General features: G+C 69.5%; 17 protein-coding genes. 9 read left to right on the top strand and 8 right to left on the bottom strand.

Annotated elements, in window-relative coordinates; all coding sequences use genetic code 11:
- Positions 1-14: 14 nt before the first annotated feature.
- The 8 genes from QM788_RS05465 to QM788_RS05430 all read right to left on the bottom strand — a co-directional run bounded on the left by QM788_RS05465 (position 15) and on the right by QM788_RS05430 (position 14317).
- The gene (locus tag QM788_RS05465) at positions 15-4952 is read right to left on the bottom strand and encodes a hemagglutinin repeat-containing protein (RefSeq protein WP_415660468.1); all 4938 of its coding nucleotides are present in this window, start codon (positions 4950-4952) and stop codon (positions 15-17) included.
- Between the two features lie 303 nt (positions 4953-5255).
- The gene (locus QM788_RS05460; RefSeq protein WP_415660467.1) at positions 5256-5696 is read right to left on the bottom strand and encodes a phage virion morphogenesis protein; all 441 of its coding nucleotides are present in this window, start codon (positions 5694-5696) and stop codon (positions 5256-5258) included.
- A 139-nt stretch (positions 5697-5835) separates the two neighbouring features.
- On the bottom strand, positions 5836-7068 hold the full coding sequence (locus tag QM788_RS05455; protein ID WP_415660466.1) for a phage minor head protein: 1233 nt from the start codon (positions 7066-7068) through the stop codon (positions 5836-5838).
- Positions 7069-7260: 192 nt separating this feature from the next.
- A complete protein-coding gene (locus QM788_RS05450) occupies positions 7261-10464 on the bottom strand; it encodes a hypothetical protein (protein ID WP_415660465.1) in 3204 nt (1067 codons plus the stop codon).
- On the bottom strand, positions 10464-12356 hold the full coding sequence (locus tag QM788_RS05445; RefSeq protein WP_415660464.1) for a DUF935 domain-containing protein: 1893 nt from the start codon (positions 12354-12356) through the stop codon (positions 10464-10466). The genes QM788_RS05450 and QM788_RS05445 overlap by 1 nt, the downstream gene beginning before the upstream one ends.
- Positions 12346-13761: a terminase large subunit domain-containing protein gene (locus tag QM788_RS05440; protein ID WP_415660463.1), complete on the bottom strand. Its 1416-nt coding sequence runs from the start codon at positions 13759-13761 to the stop codon at positions 12346-12348. Before QM788_RS05440 ends, QM788_RS05445 begins: the two co-directional genes overlap by 11 nt.
- Positions 13758-14030: a hypothetical protein gene (locus tag QM788_RS05435; RefSeq protein ID WP_415660462.1), complete on the bottom strand. Its 273-nt coding sequence runs from the start codon at positions 14028-14030 to the stop codon at positions 13758-13760. Before QM788_RS05435 ends, QM788_RS05440 begins: the two co-directional genes overlap by 4 nt.
- Positions 14027-14317 (bottom strand): phage protein Gp27 family protein, encoded by a 291-nt coding sequence (locus QM788_RS05430; protein WP_415660461.1) that lies wholly within the window; start codon positions 14315-14317, stop codon positions 14027-14029. Before QM788_RS05430 ends, QM788_RS05435 begins: the two co-directional genes overlap by 4 nt.
- Here QM788_RS05430 and QM788_RS05425 point away from each other — a divergent pair.
- From QM788_RS05425 to QM788_RS05385, 9 genes are all read left to right on the top strand, one after another.
- Positions 14316-14603: a hypothetical protein gene (locus QM788_RS05425; RefSeq protein ID WP_415660460.1), complete on the top strand. Its 288-nt coding sequence runs from the start codon at positions 14316-14318 to the stop codon at positions 14601-14603. The two genes, QM788_RS05430 and QM788_RS05425, sit on opposite strands and share 2 nt — an antisense overlap.
- An 88-nt stretch (positions 14604-14691) precedes the next feature.
- Positions 14692-14841, top strand: coding sequence for a hypothetical protein (locus QM788_RS05420; protein ID WP_415660459.1), 150 nt, complete (start codon positions 14692-14694; stop codon positions 14839-14841).
- Positions 14838-14984 carry a hypothetical protein gene (locus QM788_RS05415; protein ID WP_415660458.1) on the top strand — a complete coding sequence of 49 codons (147 nt, stop codon included), beginning with the start codon at positions 14838-14840 and terminating at the stop codon, positions 14982-14984. The genes QM788_RS05420 and QM788_RS05415 overlap by 4 nt, the downstream gene beginning before the upstream one ends.
- Positions 14981-15595 (top strand): hypothetical protein, encoded by a 615-nt coding sequence (locus tag QM788_RS05410; protein WP_415660457.1) that lies wholly within the window; start codon positions 14981-14983, stop codon positions 15593-15595. The genes QM788_RS05415 and QM788_RS05410 overlap by 4 nt, the downstream gene beginning before the upstream one ends.
- Complete coding sequence (locus QM788_RS05405; protein WP_415660456.1) at positions 15592-15822, top strand: hypothetical protein; 231 nt, start codon at positions 15592-15594, stop codon at positions 15820-15822. Before QM788_RS05410 ends, QM788_RS05405 begins: the two co-directional genes overlap by 4 nt.
- Before the next feature lie 18 nt (positions 15823-15840).
- Positions 15841-16371, top strand: coding sequence for a hypothetical protein (locus QM788_RS05400; protein WP_415660455.1), 531 nt, complete (start codon positions 15841-15843; stop codon positions 16369-16371).
- Positions 16371-16583 carry a hypothetical protein gene (locus QM788_RS05395; protein ID WP_415660454.1) on the top strand — a complete coding sequence of 71 codons (213 nt, stop codon included), beginning with the start codon at positions 16371-16373 and terminating at the stop codon, positions 16581-16583. The genes QM788_RS05400 and QM788_RS05395 overlap by 1 nt, the downstream gene beginning before the upstream one ends.
- Positions 16580-16774: a hypothetical protein gene (locus tag QM788_RS05390; protein ID WP_415660453.1), complete on the top strand. Its 195-nt coding sequence runs from the start codon at positions 16580-16582 to the stop codon at positions 16772-16774. The genes QM788_RS05395 and QM788_RS05390 overlap by 4 nt, the downstream gene beginning before the upstream one ends.
- On the top strand, positions 16771-16998 hold the full coding sequence (locus QM788_RS05385) for a hypothetical protein (RefSeq protein WP_415660452.1): 228 nt from the start codon (positions 16771-16773) through the stop codon (positions 16996-16998). Before QM788_RS05390 ends, QM788_RS05385 begins: the two co-directional genes overlap by 4 nt.
- The last annotated feature ends 3 nt before the right edge of the window (positions 16999-17001 follow it).

Here is a 17001-nt window from a genome sequence, read left to right as displayed (position 1 = left end):
TTGGCAATTTTGGATTATCCACCATTGCGCTTCTTCTCAATGGCCTTTGTAATATCTAGCCTCATCTTCGTCTGAATGTCTTTCAAGTGCTGCTTGTAGTCCGCGTTGACGGGCTGACCCAGCCAAGTCTCCCAGCCCGTTCCAAGTGGTGGCTCCACTCGGCAACCTTTGGAGCAATTGGCGGATGCCAGCATTGGCTGCAGATTGTCAGCGCTGCTGAGTAGTTTTGTCTGTTCGGCCTTGGTCAACGTGTTCCATCCGTCAATGTCTTCCGCCGCTTTCCTGGCAAAGATGTGATCGACATGGACGACATTGCCTGCGGGGATCTTCTCGATGGCGTTGGTGATGGGGTTGCGCCACGTCAAGTCCCCAGCCGTATCCAGCCACTTGGGGTTTAGATATGAGCTGTTGACAACCAGCACCTCACCAAGGTTGTCGAGGTGGCGCAGTTCATAAACCTTGCCGATGCGGGCAAGGCCCAGCGTTCCGACCCCGGCCGCGCCCCACCAGCGACTCTCGTCTTCGCCGAGGAAATTCTTGCCATACAGAAGAATGTTGGCAGATTCGGCCAAGCCGTAGAGCGTCGATGCTACACCCAGGGCGGTGGAGGTGATGGCGGCGCGCCGCTGCAGGTCTGCGGCCGTCAGGCCTTTGTCCTTCTGGGCCGCGGCGGCACGGTAGGAGGCCAAGTTGCCGGCGATGTATTGGCTGTTGACGTTGGGGTCGTGGTAGTCGGCATTGGTTTTGTAATAGCCGCACATGAGGATTTGGCAGCCCACCAGGCTGACGATTTGCTCGTCGATTCGGAATCCGTCCGACAGCGCGGTCTGGTAATCCATGTTGCGCTGCATTTGCCGGACGATGCGCCCTTCCGCCTCTGCCTCGCTGATACCGAGCTTGTCTGCGACTACCTTTCGAATTCGCCGGGCTGTGGCGTATTCATCCGGATGCAGCTGCCGGTTATTCGCATCCGCATTGAACGCAGAAGCCGCCCCGGCCGTGCCGCCGACGCCCGCCCCGGCCGCGGTGACGGCCAGTGTCTTGAGCGTGTTGATCGCCGTCGCGTCGGTGATGCTCAGGCTCTGTATCACCTTGTCCATCGCGTTGAGCGCCAGCGTGCCCGCCGCATTGCCCACCGCGCCGGGGGCGCCATAGCTGATGCCGCCGATGGCGGCATGCAGCGCACCCCGGTAGAGGCCGCCCTCCTTCCACTTGTCGGCTTCGGGGCAGTTGGCGGCCGAGCCGCAGTTCCCGAGGGCTGTGCGGTACTGGGCATTGGCGTAGTCCCCCGCCGCCTTGTAGGCCGCCTTGCCGAACGCCGCCGTCACGGCCACGCCGTCGCGGAGTTCCTGCGTGGCCTTGGCCTTGTCGAAGGTGTGCAGCAGCGGCTGGTGCAGGCCGCTGGGGCTGGTGCTGAGGCTGCCGTGGTCCTGGTAGACCTTGGCGTCGATGGCGCCGATGCGGCCGTCGAGCTTGGCGATGTCCGCGCGCAGCGCCTGCACGGCGGCATTCCAGGCTTGCCACTGGCTGTTGCCGCCGATGAGGTCCAGGCTGCCGGGCTCGCCGATGGTGGCGGCGGGGCCGGCCGCGGCGGTGGCGGCCGCGTGCTTCGGGCCGCCGGCCTGGCCGTCCGCCGCCCCGGGCAGCGCGTCGTAGTAGCAGCCGTCGCAGCGCGGCGGCTCGCGCCACAGCAGGTCGTCGAGCTGCGCCTGCCGGGCCGCGCGCTCCGTGGCCAGCGGGCTGCGCTCCGCGGCCTTCATGGCCGCCACGCGGGTGGCCTGCAGGTCCGGGCGGGTCAAGTGCGCGCCGCCGGCGATGCTGCTGCGGGTGGTGAAGGTTTCCTGGGTGTCCAGCCGTGCGAAGCCGACGCTGGACCCGCCCATGGCCCCCGCGCCGCCGCCGCTGCTCACGCTCAGGCTGACGCTCCAGCTCTTGCCGCTCACCACGTCGCGGTTGGCCACGTCCTCGTGGGTCAGCGTCTGGGTCTCGAAGTGGTTGCTGGCGCCCTTGCTGGCGATGGCGCTGCCCTTGAGGTGGGTGTGGCCGTTCACGCGCACGTCGAAGCCGCCGCTGCCGGCGACGATGCTGCTCTGCTGCTTGACGGACTCGTTCTCGGCCAGCAGCTTGAGCTGGCTGGCGCTCAGGCCCAGGCTGGGGGCGCCGACGCCGACGCCCGGGATGGGGATGCTGACGTTGATGCCGTAGCTCTGTTCCTTGGCCTGGTAGAACGATTCGTCCTGCGGGCTGACGAGGGTGAGGTTGCCGCTGCCGGACGAGCCGACGCGGGCCTGCACCGTCTGCCCGGTCGCCCGGGCGCCGCTGAGCGTCCAGTCGCGTGCGGCGTCCACGCTGAGCAGCTTGCCGGCGGTCAGTTCGCTGTCGTAGAAGGTGGTGCCCCAGCCGTTGCTCCAGGCGTTGGAGCGGCTGGCGGCGAGGTTGGCGCTGAGGCCTTGCGTGGAGCCGCCGACGCCGAAGCTGATGCCCACCGAGGCGGCACGGCTGGTGCGCTTGGTTGTCTCGGTGTCCTTGCCCACGGCCGCGGTCATCGTGATGTCGCGCGCGGCGCGCAGCGTGAGGTTCTCGCTGGCGGTGACGCGGCTGCCGATGAGGCTGATGTCGCCGGCCTCGCCCGTGCCGGTGGCGGTGAGGCTGGCGTTGCGGCCGGCGTTGATGCCGGATTCGACGGGCGTGCTGGTCTTGGTGAGGCTTTCGAAGTCGCTGGCGCTGGCGCCGATGCTGGCGCTGAAGCTCCAGCCCTCCGCCGTCGCCGCGCCCGACAGCGAGTCGGCTTGCAGCAGGTTGGCGAACTGGGTGAAGTTGTTGTAGATCGTCAGGCCGCTGGTGAGCAGCGCCATCGCCTGGTAGCGGCCGTTCTCGGTGCGCTTGGCCACCTTGGCCATTTCGCCGAGGGTCTGGGCCGCGGCGATGAGCGGGCTGGTGGCCGCCAGCGTCAGGCCGCTCTGCCGCTCCCGCACGATGTTGAGCACGCTGCGCGTGTTGTTGTTGCTCTGCAGCGCGATGTTCTGCGCGGCGACGTGGATGTCGCCTTGCGGTGCCGTGATGTCGCTGGAGAGCTGCAGGTACTGGCCGCCGGCCGTGGCGAGCACGTCGCCGGCCAGGCTGCCGACGCTGCTGCTGGCCTGGCGCGTTTCCTGGGTGCTGGTGATGTCGGTGCGGCTCTTGGCGCCGATGGTGATGGACAGGCCGCCGTTGCCGAAGATGCCGCTCTTCCTGACGGTGCGGGATTCGTAGGCGTAGCTGGCTTCCTGGGTGGCGAGCAGGTTGAGGTCCTGGTCGGCGTGCAGCCCGACGGCGCCGTCGGCCATGACGAGGCTGCCGACGATGTTGAGGTTGCCGCCCGCGCCGAGGCTGACGGAGCGGCCGGCGATGTCGCTGGGGTTGGCGGTCTCCTCGACGCTGGTCTTGGTGATGTCCGTCACCTTCTTGCTGAACCAGCTGCGCTTGACTTCGTAGAAGCGCTCGTAGGTGGTGTCGGTGGTGATGTCGTGTGCGACGTCGAGGTCCTGGGCGGCGAGCAGCGAGACGTGGCCGTTGTTGGATTCGATCTTGGCGCCGGTGACGAACATCCGGCCCTGGTCCGCGCCGGTGCCGGTGGCGAGCATGGCGATGTCGCCTTCGGCGATGAGGCGGGCCTGCACCAGGTTTTCGGTGGTGGGCGCGAGCGTGGTGCTGCCGTTGACCGTGGTTGCCTTGGTGAGGTCCTTGCGCGCCAGCAGGGCCACGCCGTTGCCCTGCACGGCGATGCTCGCGCCGGACTGGATTTGCGCGCCGTCGAGGGTGACGATGCCGTTGGCGGCCTGCAGGGCCACCGGGCCAGCGGCGTCGAGCGTGGTGCGGGTGAAGCGGGTGAAGTCTTTCGTGCTGCCGCCCTCCACCACGCGGCTGCTGGCGGAGGTGGGCGACAGCGTGAGGTCGCCCGCTGCGGACAGCGTGGCCGCGCCGCCGGCCGTGAGGCTGCCGGCGCGCAGGGTCAGCTCGCCGCCGCTGTTCAGGCGCAGGTCGCCCGCGGCTTGCAGCGCGAGGCCCTGGGTGGTGAGCGGGCCGGCCGAGGCGAGCAGCACGTCGCTGCCCTTGACGCTGCCGCCGCTCCAGTCCAGCGCGCCGCCGGCCTGCACCAGCGCCAGGCCGGCGGCGTCGATGCCGCCGCTGGCGGCGACGGCGGCGGCGCTGGCGACCACGGCGCCCGCGCCATGGGTCTTGAGCGTGCCGGCGAGGGCGAGGTTGCCGGCGGCGTCGAGCGTGAGGCCGCCTGAGCCGGCTTCCAGCCGGCCGCGGAGGTTCACGCCCGGCCCTTGTTCGTTGGCGAGCAGGTAGATCTGGTTGGCGTACATGCCGGCGGCGGCGCCCACGTCGATGGCGACGGCGGGGCGGGCGTCGCTGCGGCCTTGCGCGGTGGCGGCCAGCGTGGCGTAGGCGACCTGGTTGGGGCCGATCACGGCGTAGATGGCGCTGTTGCCGGCGGGCAGGTTCACGCTGCCGTCGACGCGCAGGCCGCCGCCGATGAGGTCGAGCGCGGCCAGGCCGTTGCCGTTCAGGCCGGCGGCGCCCACGGCGACGCTGCCGCCGCTGACCGAGAAGCCGTCCAGCGTCGAGCCCACCAGCGGCTTGCCGCTGACCAGGCTCGCGCGGCTGGTGTTGATGAAGCCGCAGCCGTTGCAGGTGATGCCGTTGGGGTTGGCGACGACGACGTCGGCCGGCTGGCCGTAGACCTCGATGGCGCCAGCCAGCGTGCTGGTGGCGGCGCCGGTCACCTCGTTGACGATGAGCCGGGCCTGGGCGGCGGCGTTGCCGGCGAACAGCACGTTGCCGCCGATGGCGCCGGCGAGCTGCGAAGCGGGCGCGGCGTTCGTGGTGGAGGCGGCCACGGGTGGGGGCGGCGCGCCCAGCTCGACGGGCGCCAGGTGCGTGCCGCCCTGCGCCAGGGCGGGCATCTGGAGCTCGAACTGGCAGAACTTGATGCAGGGGCGGCGTGGTGGTGTCGGCGCGGGGCTGGGCGCCGGGGCCGGTGAAGGCGCCGGGACGGGGGCCGGGGCGGGCGTTGGCGCGGGTGCAGGCGCGGGAGGCAGGGCGGCGCCGGGGGCTGCCTGACCGGAGGTGAGATATCCCAAGAGGGAGCGGCGCGATAAATCCGGGATTTGATGGGACTGGGCGGGAAGGGGCGGAACGACTCGGTAAAAAGTCTTTCACCAGGAGAAAAGGGGCGCGTGGGCGCCCCTTTCGCCATTTTGGTCGGGCTACACCTCCAAGAAGGTGGCCAGGATGTCGAGTACGGCCCGCTCGTCGTCAGGCGCCAGGGCGCCGGCGTCGGGGCCGTCCATCAGCAGGCCACGGCGCGGCATGCGCTCGGTGCCCCACTCGTGATACGTGGCCACCGGGTTACCGAAGCCGATGCGCACGCTCGTGGCGTCAGCCTGACTGGTCAGGCTGTCCAGCATGTCACCGTGTCGGTCCAGGATTCGACGATTGCCGCCCTTGGGGTAGTTCTCCACCGTCGATGGCGCCCACGGCGCCCAAGGGTGGCCGAGCGGGTCGGACTCGGCCTCGAAGCGGCCGCTGACCCTGGTCTCCAGCGTTGTGCCGATGGACTCCATCGCTGGCTGCAGGTTGCCCAGGCGGTCCAGCAACTGGCCGAGGACGCTCTGCACGCCGGTGTTGGTGACGGTGACGGTCAGCATGCCTACCTCCTAGAATGACACCAAGGTCTTGCGGCAAAGTCTCCCGGCAAATGCTGAGGGTGTACCTGGCGCCCAAAGGTTCCGTTGGCGGTCAGGGGAGCCCGCCACGCAAGACCCACGAGGCGGCCCAGGTGCCGCCTCATCTTTTTTTGAACCTCTGGATCAAGCGCTGAATCTCTGCATCGGCCTGCGCCTGTTGCCTGGACAGGCGGCGCATGCTGGTGAGGAACAGCCCCTTGCCCGTGCGCGTGGCCTTCACAACCACGACCCAGCCGCCAGGCTCTTTCGCCTCCCAAACGAACACGGTGCTATGCGGCCCATCCGGAAGCCTGGTCTGCGCGCTATCGATGATGTGCTGCACCCTCGCGTAGTCCGCTGCGTCAATTTCCGGATGGTGGTCGAACTGCTTCTTGGCGGTTTGCGCAGATAGGTGGACGACATGGGCGCTGGCGCCCATTGCCATTGAGACCTCATCGGTCAGGCGAGCCACCGGGAAGTTTCCGACGGGTTGCTGGAGCCATGCGCTGAAGGTCGGGCTGGATGTCAAATCCCTGATCGCCGCGACGGCGAGCGGGGCGGCCAGGTTTTCCAGCTTGCCGCCAATGACGGCTTGGTCACTCAACGCCCGCTGCCGCGCTGCGCCCGCGTTGTACCCGAACCCTGGGTCAATCCCCGCTGGCACTTGCATCACCTCGCCGGTGCGCTTGTTGAGCCAGTCGCGCATGACTACCGCGGGTACGGTCTTGACCATCGGCGCGCCCGTCGGCGTCACGCCCCGGTCGTACTCGGCCTGGCTGACGGCCACAACGCGGCAGCGGCAGCGCCAGCCGTTGGGCGGGCAGTGTGTTTGCCAGAACGCGTCGTCAATGGGCAGCGTCACGTTGTCACACGCCCGATGCGCCTCGCGCACGCGCTCGTCGCGCTTGGTGATGTAGCGCAGGTAGGGATGCGTTCGCTTCGTGCGCTGCATCCGTTCCCACTGCCCGGCCGCATGGGCCTGACGCGTGTTCACGTCGAAAATCAGGTTCAGGCGGCTCGGGTTGAACCTGGTCGTGTGGATCTCGCCGGTCGCAGGTTCGACCACCTCCTTCTTGCCCCACCAGCCCGCCTCGGCCAGCGCTGCGCGCGCGTCGCGCAGGAAATCGCGCCGGCTCAGATCGCCCTGCACGCTGGCCGTGATCTTGTCCTGCAGCGCCTGCAGCAAATCAGTCCTCGTGAGACGGCTGATGGTGAACTGCCGCGCATGCTCCTCCTGCCAGAGGTCTTCCCACCCATACGTCACCGCCAACTGGCCGCGCGCCATCAGGTAAGCCGCCGCCTCGGCGGGCGCCAGCTTGTGCAGCTGGGCGAATGCTTGTGCGTCCGTCGTCATGGCTTGAGTAGCAGCAGCTCATCGCGCCGCGACCGGCGCACGACCGGCCTGCGCGCACTGGCCCGATGCGCCGCCCTGATCGGATGGTCCGGCTCACGAGGGCCAGGTGGCCGCGCATCGAGCGCGCCCAGGCCCTGCATCGCCATCAAGCGGGGACCGAACCCCAGCCCCTGTGCGGCAATGGCGAGCCGGTCAGGCACGTGCCACCGTCACCGTCGCACCGTCGTCGCTGATGGTCTGCGCCAGATCGCCGGCCGTACGGCTGGTCTTGCTCACCATCAGCGGCTGGCCGGGCACCAGCCCATGCACCTTCGCCAAGTCCTCCACGTGGCCCAGCTCGGCCTCCAGCTCCTGCCGCACGCTGGCGGCAATGGCCTGAGGCGAGCCCGTGCCCGCCGCCAGATACGCCCGACCGGGGTCCATCTGGATCGACCCCGACCCGGCCGCGATCACCGTGGAGCCATCTTTGCGCGTGAGGTACCCGCCGCCCAGCACCAGCGGCGCGCCGCTGATGTTGTCCAGCTTGATGTTCGCCCTCGCCTGGTCCACCAGGTAGTTCGCAGCGTCGCTGGCCGTCATGGCGCCGAACAGTGGCCCGGCGATCCCTGAGGCCGTCGTCTGGTACCACTGCATCCAGGCATACAGCCGCTGGATGCTGGTCACGCCATCCGAATCATTGATGTCGATCTCGATGTTCGAGCCGTCGGCCGAGAACTCATCACAGGCTCCACCGTCGATGCCATTGGCCGCGTAGACCACATCGTCGGCCTGCGCATCCAGGAACGTCAGCCCCGCGGCCGTCAGCAGGCCCACAACTTCGAGCGGCAGCTTCGCCGCGTGGTCTGCGCGCAGGCGGACCATCTTGTCCGCCACCCAGTTGACAGAATGCGCCAGGCCGGCACCTGACAGCTCGGTATTCAACAGCTGCAGCCCGCCCGCCATGTCGTACAGCTGCACACGCGATCCGCTGATGAGGTTTGGAGCCTTGATTGCCACGCGCCGACCCGCGTCGGACACGATGGTCACGCCGGTGTCGCCGTTGCCGCTGAAGGCCCGGCCCGGTGCCAGCGTGACGGTGCCACTGCCGGCCAGCGATGCGTTGAGCACGAGGCTGGCGTCAAGCGAGAACGACACGCCGTCGGCCGAGGTCATCATGACCTGCTGGTCCTGATGCGTCGCCTCGTAATACTTGGCCCAGTCGTACAGGTCGCGCACCGAGCAGCCGCTGCTGATCGTGATCGTGCCGCCGGCGTAGGCGATGCCGGCCATCGCCGCCGCAGCCGCCTCGCTGCTGAGGACCACCGGGTCGGGCGTCAGCGCAGCCGTGGTCGCGGGCAGATAGCCGTAGTGGCGCACGGCCTGGATCATCGGGTAATGGCACACGCCGTCCAGCCAGGCATAGCCGGCGGTGCTGGCCGATTGGACGGTCACCGTGACCGCGACATCGCCCGTCGCCGTCGGCGTGAAGTCGAAGTCGAACCGCTGCCAGGCGTCGGCTGTCGGCGCCGCCACGAAGCTCTGCACCACGCCTTGGCCCTCGAACGCGATGGCCGGCGGTGTAGCGGCGCCATAAGCCGCGTCGAAGCGCAGGTAGCCGACGACGCGCTGCGCCACGCCGGCTACCGCCGGGATCGTGAACCGGTACTGCCCGGCGGCGCCCGCAAGCTTGGGCTGAAGCTTGACCGACCAGGCGCCGCGGTGGCGCACCGCGGCGTCCGTCGAGGCCCAATAGTTCAGCGTGAGCACCCGGTGGTCCGTCGGGTCGCCGTTGACCGCCACCAGCGTTGCGCTGGCGCCTGGCCCAGGCGTCGCTGAAGCCGTATTGATCCCCCCGACCAGAATGCCCGGGCCGAGCGTGCAGTTCGTCGCCGTCACTTTCGTACTGGCGAAGGCGGTCGTTGCGGTGCCCCAGTAGGACTGCACGCTCAGCACGCAGTTATCAAACGCGGCCGAGCCCCACGACAGCGTTGCCAGGCCAGCCGTCGCGTGACCGGCGGCGCCAAAGAAGGCGACGGTGCCGCCGCTTGCCGAGACCAGATTGCCGCCCCAGAACTCGCCGCCAGTGACAGTGCAGCCGACGCCGCCGACACCGTAGCCGCAAGAGAACACATTGCCCGCACGGTAGACCACGCACGATTCCACGGACGTGAGCGACGCGTCGGCGAACATGCACGCGACGTCCCCCGCGGCCTCCGAGTAGATGGCGCAGTCGTAGAACGTCCTCGGCAGCGCCGACCCGAACTGGGTCGAGATCAGCACTTTCGACCCAGCGACACTTGCGTGCTCGATGGCGACTCGCTCCACCCGCTCAGCCAGCGCCGTTGGCAGCCCGACGCTGACACCGTAGTTGACCGGCGTGGACGCCACCGCCCATCCAGCGCTGTAGCCGAGGTTCTCAGCCCGGAAATCACCGACGTCCAGCACCTGCACTGCCGTCACTGAATCGCAGCTGAAGCTCACGAAGGACGGGTACGCCGCGCTCACCGCCCGGATCACCACGTTGGACGACAGGTTGCCGACCCGATGCCCGGCCGGCCGGGCGTAGGCCACGGCGGGCGTCACCCCCCAGCCGGCGGCCTGGCTGCCGCCGGTGATCGTCACGACCTGCGCGCGGGCGCGGTCGTCCGTGTCCGACGCGATCACCAGCCGATCGCCCACGGCCCACTGGTCGCTGGCAGCCACCCTGACCGTCGTGGCGCCCGCCGCGATGGCCGCCGACAACCGCGTGTTCCGCGTGCGCCGCACGCCCCGGATGCGCCAACGCGGCGCGCGCGCGTTGTGCGAGGTCGCGCCGTGCTTCATGGCCGCTGGCGCCGCGCTGTCGTTGAGCACCAGCGTTGCCGTGACCGCCGCAGGGATCGCATCACCCATGGCCCCCATGTCGAAGATGCCCCCGAACCCCAGGGCGAGCGTGCCGCGAACCGTCAACTGCGAGCTGACGGTTCGCGAGAACTTCAGCGTGCCGCTGACGCTGACGGCGTTGTTGGCGAGCGTCGTGCTGCTCGTGTCGTCGCCGCACGAATAGGTGCCGTCCACCTCCACCACGTGACCCGCGTTGATGATCTTCGCGGCGCTACCTGCTGGGATGGCCCTCGCCAGCCCGGGCGCCGCGAGGGTCAGCGTGCCGCCGCTCAAGCTGACCACGGGGTAGTAGGCCGGGTCGCCCTCGATCTGCACGCAGTCGCCTGCGAGGATCGAGCCGGCGCCACCGCTCACGGCAATCGCTGTCGTGCCGACGGCATGGCCGGCCACCCCGGTCACCCACGCCGCCGCCGCGTAGTTGTTGCCGCCACCGCGGCTGATCGTCACCTTGTCGCCCAGGCCCGGCACCACGCCGCCCGCCCAGGTGGACGCGGCTGACCACGGGCCGCTCCTCGCTGATGTGATCGCTGCCATCAGGCCTCCCTGCTGTAGATCGTCACCGTCTTGACGATCTCGTCATTGCCATCGCGCTCCACGACCTGCTCGGCCCGCGTCGGATGCGTGTCCACCACCGTCACGTCGGCCGGCCGCACCTCGTTCGTCACCGTGATCGGCGTGGGCTGCACCTCGTTGACCACGTTGACCGGCGTCGGCTGCACCTGCACCGTGGCCCGCACCACGGCGGGCGGCTGCTCCGGCACGTGGATGTTGGGATGCACATGCACCACCACCTGAGGCGCCGGTGCCGCAGCCGGTGCCGCCTCCGCGAACGCCGGCTGCGGCGCCGGCCTGGCCGGCGCGTCGCTGCCGTCCAGCGCCAAGCCGGCCGCGCCGCCCAGGCGTGCCACATAGGCCGCCTTCGCCAGCACCTCGTGCAACGCGCGCGAGTCCATCTGCGCCAGCAGGCCCGGCAAGCGGGCGATCAGCTCGCCCGCGCTGTCACCGCGCGCCGCCGCATCGTCGATGGCCGCCTGCAGCACGGCCACCTGCGGATCAAGCGCCGGCTCCCAGTCCTCCAGCGCCATGTCCACGAGCCCATCCAGCGCGTCCCGCTGCACCTGCGCCGCCGGCCGCTCCGCGAAGCTGGCCGGCCGGCGATCCGGCGCCGCGCCCGCCGCCGGCGGAACGCCGCCGGACTGCGGCACTGGCGGGACAGGTGGCGCCGGCTCCTCCTTCTTCTCCCAGCCCTCGCCGTACTTGGCACGCACCGCGTCCAGCGACAGCTCGAAGCCCATGTCGGAGACCACCTTGTCCGTCTCCGCCGACGCCTTCAAGTCGTCCTCCTGCTTCACCTGCCGCCACACGTGGCACGGCTCCAGGCCGTTCAGCTCACAGATCCAGGTCAGCAGCGTCGAGTTCAGCGTCTCGCTCAGCAGGTCGGCATCGGCCTGCGTCAAATCCTCGCGCACATCCGCGCGCTCCTTGCTCGCCGCCGCCAGCGCGCCGCCCCCCTTCGAGCGGGCCTCTTGCCCCGTCAGCACCGCAGCGATCCAGTCGTCCATGTACTCGCACAGCGCCTGCTGCAAGGTCGTGTCGCCCTGCAACTTGCTTTCGACCAGCGCCACCTTCATCCCCTCGGGCGTCATCACGAAGCCGTCCGAGCGGAATGCGCGCAGCGCGTCCGCCAGCGTGTCCTTCTCCTTCTTCGACGCATTGCGCGGGTACTCGCCATGCAGCGTCGGGCTGCCCACGCGGTCGTTGAGCTGGTTCCAGCTCACCACCGCCTTGCGCTTGAAGAACACCGGCCAGTACAGCTGCAGGCCCAGGCCCGTGCCGTAGGGGTTGTCGTCCTCCGCATTCACGCGATGGACGATGAACTTCCGCTCCGGCACCGGAATGCCGGTGACCATGTTCTCCCGCGTCAACAGATGCAGCCGCGGCGGGCTGATCTCGTCGACCTGCACGAACTTGAAGCGCCGCTGCGCGCGCTTGACCACGCGGCCGGGCACCACCATGCCACCGCGCACCGTCCACACCACTTCCGCCGGCGCGAAGCCCCCGATCAGCGCCTCCAACAACTCCATGCAAAGCCGGTCAAAGCTCGCCGCCTTCAGGATGCCCGTCACCGTCTCGGCATCCTGCGTGCCCTTGGCCGACTCGGTCACCGGCTCCACCCGCCACGGCTTGCCGACCAGCGCCAGCTGGCGCTTCTGCAAACCGTCGAACACCTTGCCGTCGCGCTTCAGGTCGCGGTAAATCTCCGGCCCCGCGCCGCGCTCGATGAGCAGCGGATCGTTGGGCTGGATCACCCCCATGAACAGCTGCTCGAACGGATCGCGCAGCCGGTGCGCGAACTCCGAATTCAACTCCGGCACGGCCGGCGCCGAAGCCTCCGCGCCCGCCGCCTTGAGGCGCCTAGTAGCCATGGACAAACTCCGACATCGCGCCGGCCGACTCGCGCGGCCCGCCACTGGTGTATTCGATAGGGGCGGCCGGATTGCCGCCCGCATGCAACGCCAGCGCCAGCGCCCAGAAGCGGTCGGCGTGGCCGTCCGGCGTGCTCTCCGCGACGAAGCGGATGTTCCCGGCCGACGTCGTCACCTTCTGCACCTTGCGCAGGTCCGCGCGAATCCTCGGGTCATCGGGGATGCGCACCTTGCGATCCTCCATCGCGCCGCGCAGCGGATAAGCCAGCGCCTCCTTCACCGGCCCGCTGAAGTTCACGCCCTCCACCCGGCGCGCGCCGAACCTGTCCTGCGCGTCATCGGCCCAGCCAATGCCCAGCCCTGTCGAGTCGATGCACACCCGGTCGCAGCGCTCGAACCACGGCCACAGCACCGCCTCCTGCGCGCTCTTGCGCATGCGCTCCATCACCTCCACGTGCCGCGTGTAGAACACATCGCCCAGCTGCTCCACCACCCACAGCACCGTCAAGTCCTTCTTGCGCCCGATGTCCACGCCCGCGAACAGCCGGCCCTGGAACGGCCCCTCCAGCCCGCGCCGCCAGTCGTCGCCGCCCGCGTACTCGCACGCCGTGATCAGGCCGTATTCCAGGAACTTGGCGTCGTCGTCCGCCGGCACGCACTGGTACTCCTGGTCGAACGATTCCTCGTCCGCCGCGCCGTGCTTGATGAAGTCGAAGTAGGCCGCCTCATCCATGTCCTGCTGCTCGGCGTCGGCCGGCAGGGCCTGCTGCAGCTTGAAGAGAAAGCCCTGCTCCAGCGCATCCTGCAGCGTCACCCGGTGCAGGCTGATGCGCTTCGGGTTGCCGCCGTGCCGCGCCTCGCGCACCAGGCTGTTGAAGAAGGAATGCGAGCCCCGATGCGTGCTCACGATCTCCATGCTGCCGCCCCAGGTGATGCCCGGGTACGCGATGGCCCACATCTTGCGCTGGTCACGGTGCAGCGCGAACTCGTCCAGCACGCGGCTGCCGCGCTTGCCAGCCTGCGCATCCGGGTTGCTGCTCATGCTGTGAATGCGCCGCCCGCTGGCGAACTGCAACACGTAGGCGCTGATGCGCTTCTCCGCGTCCAGCACCTGCTCGCCCAGGTCGTTGGCCGCCATGCCCATGATGCCCGCCCACAGCTTGCAGTCCTCGATGAACAGCCGTGCCTGAATGTCGTCACGCGAACTCACCCACTCGTCGAAGCGCGCGCCCTGCGCCGCCGCGCGCTCGTCGGCGCCATAGGCCGTTGACCAGCTGATGCCGATCTGCCGACTCTTCTCCATCAGCTTGATACGCGAGGCGTCCTTGATCCAGCGGCTCTGGAACGGCAGAAAGACGGCGTCCCGATCCTTCGGGATGCACTTGGCACGCCCCTTCAGCGTCATGGCGCGCGCCGGGGCGCGATGCGCCCGGTGATCTGGATGGGATACAGCGGCTCGAACTCCGGGTCGAGTTGCTCGGCCACGCTGCAAACCGCGTGGAACAGCCATGTCACCGCACCGAGCCACCAGCCCGGCACCCAGTTGCGCTCGGCCATGATGGGCGCGTCCTGGTGCGGGTCGCCGATGTACACCGGCACCAGGCCGACGAACCAGCCATAGTGCGTGAACCGGGTGCCGAGATCCTCGGCGGGGATGGGGTCCAACCAGCTCATACGATTCCCAGCGCCTCGCGGATCGCCCGCTTCGTGTCCTCGGTCACGCCGCCCTTGCTCGGCATCGCCTCCAGCTTCGCGCGCTGCTCTTCCAGCAGCGCCTGGCGCGCATCGGCTTCCACCTTGGCCTGGAACACCTTCAGGTTGATGGAGCTGCGCGTCAGCGTCGCGATGTTCTTCGCCGCTGTCGACAACATCGCCACCCGCTCGCCGGCGTCGGCCTCCGGGTCATCGGCCTCCTGCAGCGCCAGGATCAACTCGCAGAACCCCGAGGTCCGCGAGGTCATGCAGCGCTGCGAGCTGGTGGACCTGGCGCCACTGGACGGCGACCTGGAGGCCTACCTGCGCCACAAGCTCGCGCGCTTCGACCGGCGCTACGAGGACGTGTTCGCCGACGACGCAGCCGACGCCATTCGCGCCCGCCTCATCCACGTGCCGCGCGGCGGCCGCGTGCAGGACGCGCGCTCGATCTGCTACCCGCTCGTGGTCAACAACCTCGTCAGCCGCGCCATGAACGCCGCCGCCCGCGCGGCCTGGCCCAAGGTCGATGCGCAAGTCATCGCGGGGTGCTGACATGTTGGCCCCCACGCTTGACGCTACGCGCGCTGCGCTGCCCCGCGAGGGGGCGCGCTGCGGCTTGGGGCGGCCCGGCGCCGCAGCCATGCACGCCTACCTCGTCACCATCGCCATGCCCGACGGCTCGCGCGGCGAGCACCACGGCATCTACGCCTGCGGCTGTGATGCCATCTGCGCCGCGCTGGACTTCTTCCCCAGCGCCTGCCGCATCTCGGCGCGGCGGGTGGCCGCATGAAGCCGCGGCACCCATTCGCGCCGGGCGTCATCGAGGGCGCCGCCCGCCCGCGCCACACCGGCGCGCTGGCCGTCTGCCTGGTGCTGGTGATCGCCTGCATCTCGGCGGCCAGCCTGTTGCTTGGGGGGGGGGCGCCACTGTGAGCGATCTGTCCTGCCCCATCTGCGGCACCGAGCTGACCATGGCCGGCCTGCTGGCCGACTCCGACGCGCAGCAGGCCTTCGCACGCCTGGCCGCCGTCAGCATCCCGCTCGGTGCGCGCGTCATGCAGTACCTCACCCTTTTCACGCCGCCCAAGACCCGTCTCACGGTGGCCAAGCAGGTCAAGCTCGTGCTGCAGCTGCTGCCCGACCTGGAGCGCGAGGCCATCACCGCCAAGGGCCGTGATTGGGCCGTGCCGCGCCAGGCCTGGGCGGCTGGGCTCGACCAGGTGCTTGCCAGCCGCGAGCGGCTGGACCTGCCGCTCAAAGGCCACGGCTACCTGTTCGCCATCCTCGTCGGCCTGGCCGACAAGCATGAGGCCAGGCAGGAGCGCGACGCCGAGGCCCAGCGCCGTGCCCGCGCCCACGTGGCCGGCGCGCAGCCGCTGGCCGCCGTGCTGCCTGGCCAGGCCGCCTCGCCCGCCGTCCCCGCCGCCGCGGCACCCGCCGCGCCGGCCGGTCCCAGCGCAGCCGCGCGCCGCATCCAGGCCGAGATCGCGGCCAAGCTGGGCCAGCGCCCGGGCGCGCCCACACCACAGGAGTACTCCGCATGAGCACCCATCAGCAAGCCCAACACGAGCAGGCCGTCGACCTGGCCACCCGTCTCATCCTCGCCGTTCCCGAGGGTGCGGCAAGCGATGTGGCCGCCATCGCCGCGCTCACGCTCGTCCGCTACCTCGCCACCCTCGACCCCGCACAGGCGCCGCGCATCGGCGCGGTGCTGCAGCACATGGTCCACGAAATCGCTACCGGCGCGCTGTTCGCCGGCCCTGCCCACTGACCCACCGAGGAGACCCGCATGTCCGATCTCGACTCCATCTCCAAGCAGGCCGACGCCTTTGCCGCGGCGCGCGCGCTGCTGGCCGAGCGCGTCACCGCGCTGCACGACGGCATGGCGCTGCTGCGCCGCCAGCACATCGCCGGCATCAAGCGCGCGCTCGCCAAGGCCGCCGAGGCCGAGGCCACGCTGCGCGAGCTGGTGCAGGCCAGCCCAGGCGCCTTCGCCAAGCCCCGCACCCGCGTCTTCAACGGCGTGAAGGTGGGCTTCGTCAAGGGCAAGGGCGTGCTGAACATCCCCGACGTGGCCGCCGTCATCGCCCGCATCAAGAAGCTCCTGCCCGACCAGGCCGATCTGCTGATCAACACCAAGGAAACGCCGGTCAAGGACGCGCTGGCCCAGCTCGACGGCGCCGACCTGAAGAAGCTCGGCATCTCCATCACCGACGCCGGCGACCAGGTCGTCGTCAAGCCGGTGGACAGCGAGGTCGACAAGATGGTGGACGCGCTGCTGAAAGACGCCGCGGGCGCCGATGATCCGGAGGTGCAGTGATGGCCAGCATCGAAGTGGCCCAGCGCACCATGGGCTTCAAGACCAGCAGCGAGCGCGAGCGCTGCGGCAACTGCCGCAACCGCGAGGCGCGGGAGTACTACGGCCGCGACGGCCTGCGCTGCGCCGTTGGCGGCTTCATGGTCGGGCCGTATGCCGTCTGCGAGAAATACGCGGCCGACCGCCGCCACGAGCCGCAGGAGGCCCAGGGATGAGCCGCTCCACCAAGCAACTCGCCGCCGGCCAGCGCCGCACCCTGCGCACCCTGCGTGAGCGCCTGCTGTGCATGGCCGACGAGTGGGAGGACGTGGACGAGTTCATTCGCGGTGAACTGACCGACCTGGCCGACCAGACTGAAGAGCTGATGGTGGCGCTCGCGCCCGACCCGAATCAGGAGGGCCTATGAGCGGCCATTTCGACGACGACATGGTCCAGTGCGCCGACTGCTGGAACCGCCACCCCGACACGGCCCGCGTGCCCAAGGCATGGCCGGGTTGCGGCGGCGTCAACGTGTTGACCTGCCCGCACTGCGGCTGCGAGGAGTTCTACGAACTGCCGTCCGGCCACGCTCCTGCGCCTGCGTCCACCCCGCCGAAGGCGCCCATCCAGATCGGTCCGTTGGACGTTTGACCG

This window comes from Roseateles sp. (genome assembly GCF_047654785.1).
GTDB lineage: Bacteria > Pseudomonadota > Gammaproteobacteria > Burkholderiales > Burkholderiaceae_C > Pelomonas.
Note: the sequence above shows the minus strand (reverse complement) of the source record. Positions and strands in the feature narration are given on the sequence as shown.